This window comes from Prevotella brunnea, from assembly GCF_008016795.1.
Taxonomy (GTDB): Bacteria; Bacteroidota; Bacteroidia; order Bacteroidales; family Bacteroidaceae; genus Prevotella; species Prevotella brunnea.
Genome location: NZ_SDIK01000048.1, coordinates 1 through 3,342, shown reverse-complemented (window position 1 = coordinate 3,342; position 3,342 = coordinate 1). Strand labels below are relative to the sequence as shown.

General features: G+C 50.3%; 2 rRNA genes. Both read right to left on the bottom strand.

What is annotated here, in order from left to right:
• Positions 1 to 29: 29 nt before the first annotated feature.
• A 5S ribosomal RNA gene (rrf, locus tag ETF27_RS06510) occupies positions 30 to 142 on the bottom strand.
• A 97-nt stretch (positions 143 to 239) separates the two neighbouring features.
• A 23S ribosomal RNA gene (locus ETF27_RS06505) occupies positions 240 to 3,146 on the bottom strand.
• Between the last annotated feature and the right edge of the window lie 196 nt (positions 3,147 to 3,342).

Sequence of the window (3,342 nt, the reverse complement as noted above, 5' to 3'; positions counted from 1 at the left end):
CACGGATTTCTCCGTGAGGCTTCTCTAAAAAAAGGCAGCTACCTACTCTCCCACATTGCATTGCAGTACCATCGGCGCAACCGGGCTTAACTTCTCTGTTCGGGATGGGAAGAGGTGGAACCCCGGCGCAATAACCACCTGAATATCGTTAAATAAAACACATATCAACAAGCATAAGTAAAGAATTGCTGAAAACAATGAAGAAGTTATTTACAGTACAACTCAAAGTGTGAGCAAAGGAATGAAAGTTTCGGGCAATTAGTAGTGCTCGGCTTTGACATCGCTGTCTTTACACCTACACCCTATCAACGTCATCGTCTGTGACGACCCTTGTGAGGAGTTCTTATCTTGCGGAAGGCTTCGCGCTTAGATGCTTTCAGCGCTTATCCATACCAGACTCAGATACCCGGCGGTGCACCTGGCGGCACAACCGGTAAACCGGAGGTCTGTCCATCACGGTCCTCTCGTACTAGTGACGGAACCACGCAAAACTCCTGCGCCCACGATAGATAGAGACCGAACTGTCTCACGACGTTCTGAACCCAGCTCGCGTGCCACTTTAATGGGCGAACAGCCCAACCCTTGGGACCTTCTCCAGCCCCAGGATGTGACGAGCCGACATCGAGGTGCCAAACCACCCCGTCGATATGAGCTCTTGGGGGGGATCAGCCTGTTATCCCCGGAGTACCTTTTATCCTTTGAGCGATGCAGTTTCCATACACTTGCACCGGATCACTATGCCCCAGTTTCCTGCCTGATCGGCATGTCTGCCTCACAGTCAAGCACCCTTGTGCCATTACACTCTATAGGGTCGGTTACCAATCGACCTGAGGGTACCTTTGGAAGCCTCCGTTACGCTTTTGGAGGCGACCACCCCAGTCAAACTACCCACCAAACAGTGTCCCCGATAAAAACGGGTTAGACCTCGGACAGCCAAAGGGCCGTATTTCAAGGATGACTCCATCATCGCTGGCGCGACAACTTCAAAGCCTCCGGCCTATCCTACACATCGGATGACCAAGGTCAATGCTAAGCTGTAGTAAAGGTTCACGGGGTCTTTTCGTCCCATCGCGGGTAATCGGCATCTTCACCGATACTACAATTTCACTGAGATCATGATTGAGACAGCGTCCAGATCATTACACCATTCGTGCAGGTCGGAACTTACCCGACAAGGAATTTCGCTACCTTAGGACCGTTATAGTTACGGCCGCCGTTTACCGGGGCTTCAATTCAAACCGTCGGATTACTCCTAAGCTCTCCTCTTAACCTTCCGGCACCGGGCAGGTGTCAGGCTGTATACATCATCGTTAGAGTTTGCACAGCCCTGTGTTTTTGGTAAACAGTTGCCTGGACCGATTCTCTGCGCCTCATATTACTATGAGGACCCCTTTTCCCGAAGTTACGGGGTCAATTTGCCTAGTTCCTTAACCATGAATCTCTCAACGCCTTGGTATGTTCTACCCGACCACGTGTGTCCGTTTGCGGTACGGGTTGCGTGAACATGAGCTTAGCGGATTTTCTAGGGAGTATGATTACCTGTGCTGTCGGATTCCTCAGAAGAGAAAACCGTAATATCGACCATCAGCTCTACGGGTGGATTTGCCTGCCCGTATCAACACCTAAAGTCTTATACGTCCATGTCCGTCAGGACGCGACAGTGTCACTGCTCCGTCTCCACATCGCTGAACACGCAAGTCACGGAATATTAACCGTGTCTGCCATCGCCTTCGCCGTTCGGCTGAGACTTAGGACCCGACTGACCCCGGGCTGATTGGCATCGCCCGGGAAACCTCGGTCTTGCGGCGGGGGGGATTCTCACCACCCTAATCGTTACTTATACCTACATTTGCTTTTCCATAAACTCCAGGATCAATCAATATCACCATTCTGCGTAAATGGAATGCTCCCCTACCGATACTTTTTATATACAATGCTATCCCGCGCCTTCGGTATCCGGCTTATACCCGATTATTATCCACGCCCGGACCCTCGACTAGTGAGCTGTTACGCACTCTTTGAATGAATGGCTGCTTCCAAGCCAACATCCTAGCTGTCACGGGGACCAGACTTCGTTAGACTAACTCAGCACGGAATTTCGGGACCTTAGACGGCGGTCAGGATTCTTCTCCTCTCGGGGACGGACCTTAGCACCCGCCCCCTTACTGCACAGCTACTGTCCATGAGCATTCGGAGTTCGTCAGGTCGCGATAGGCGGTGAAGCCCTCTTGACCTATCGGTCGCTCTACCTCTCATGGAAAACACTGCACGCGGCACCTAAATGCCTTTCGGGGAGTACGAGCTATCTCCAAGTTTGATTGGCCTTTCACTCCTACACTCACCTCATCCAGAAGCTTTTCAACGCTTATTGGTGCGGTCCTCCATTCCGTGTTACCGGAACTTCAACCTGGGCAAGTGTAGATCACTTGGTTTCGCGTCTACCCCATCCGACTTAAACGCCCTGTTAAGGCTCGCTTTCACTACGGCTCGGAATATGAAATCCTTAACCTTGCCGGACATGGTAACTCGTAGGTTCATTATGCAAAAGGCACGCCGTCACTGAATTAACAGCTCCGACCGCTTGTAGGCGCATGGTTTCAGGAACTATTTCACTCCCCTCATCGGGGTGCTTTTCACCTTTCCCTCACGGTACTCGTACACTATCGGTCTCACGGGAGTATTTAGCCTTGCCGGATGGTCCCGGCGGATTCGCGCAGAATTTCACGTGTTCCGCGTTACTCAGGATACCGCTACGTCTCGTCATGCTTCGGATACGGGATTATCACCCTCTAAGATGCCTCTTTCCAAAGGCTTCTCCTCACAATCTAAGTACGACAGCGCGGTCCTACTACACCTCTGACGCGTTGCCACGTCAGGGGTTTGGGCTGCTCCCCGGTCGCTCGCCACTACTGGGGGAATCATTTGATTATTTTCTTCTCCTGCAGGTACTAAGATGTTTCAGTTCCCTGCGTTTGCCTTACCAAAAAAATATGGTAATGTCATCCCTTCAGGATGACGGGTTGTCCCATTCGGAAATTTCCGGATCAAAGGTTATTTGCACCTACCCGAAACTTATCGCAGCTTATCACGTCCTTCATCGCCTCCGTGAGCCTAGGCATCCGCCATACGCCCTTTCCTACTTTCTATTCGCCTTTATCGATCTTCTGACAAGAACGAAGCTTGTCATGAAAAAAGATAATGTAGCTCATACTTTCAGCTGTATTGTGAAATCTTCATTTTTAATGACTAATGCCTGAAAAAAATCAAGCAAAAGTCTGAACTTTCAGTTTTACTTTACTGTTATGCTTGTGTCAATATGTCAAAGATCGAATGTCAAAGGTC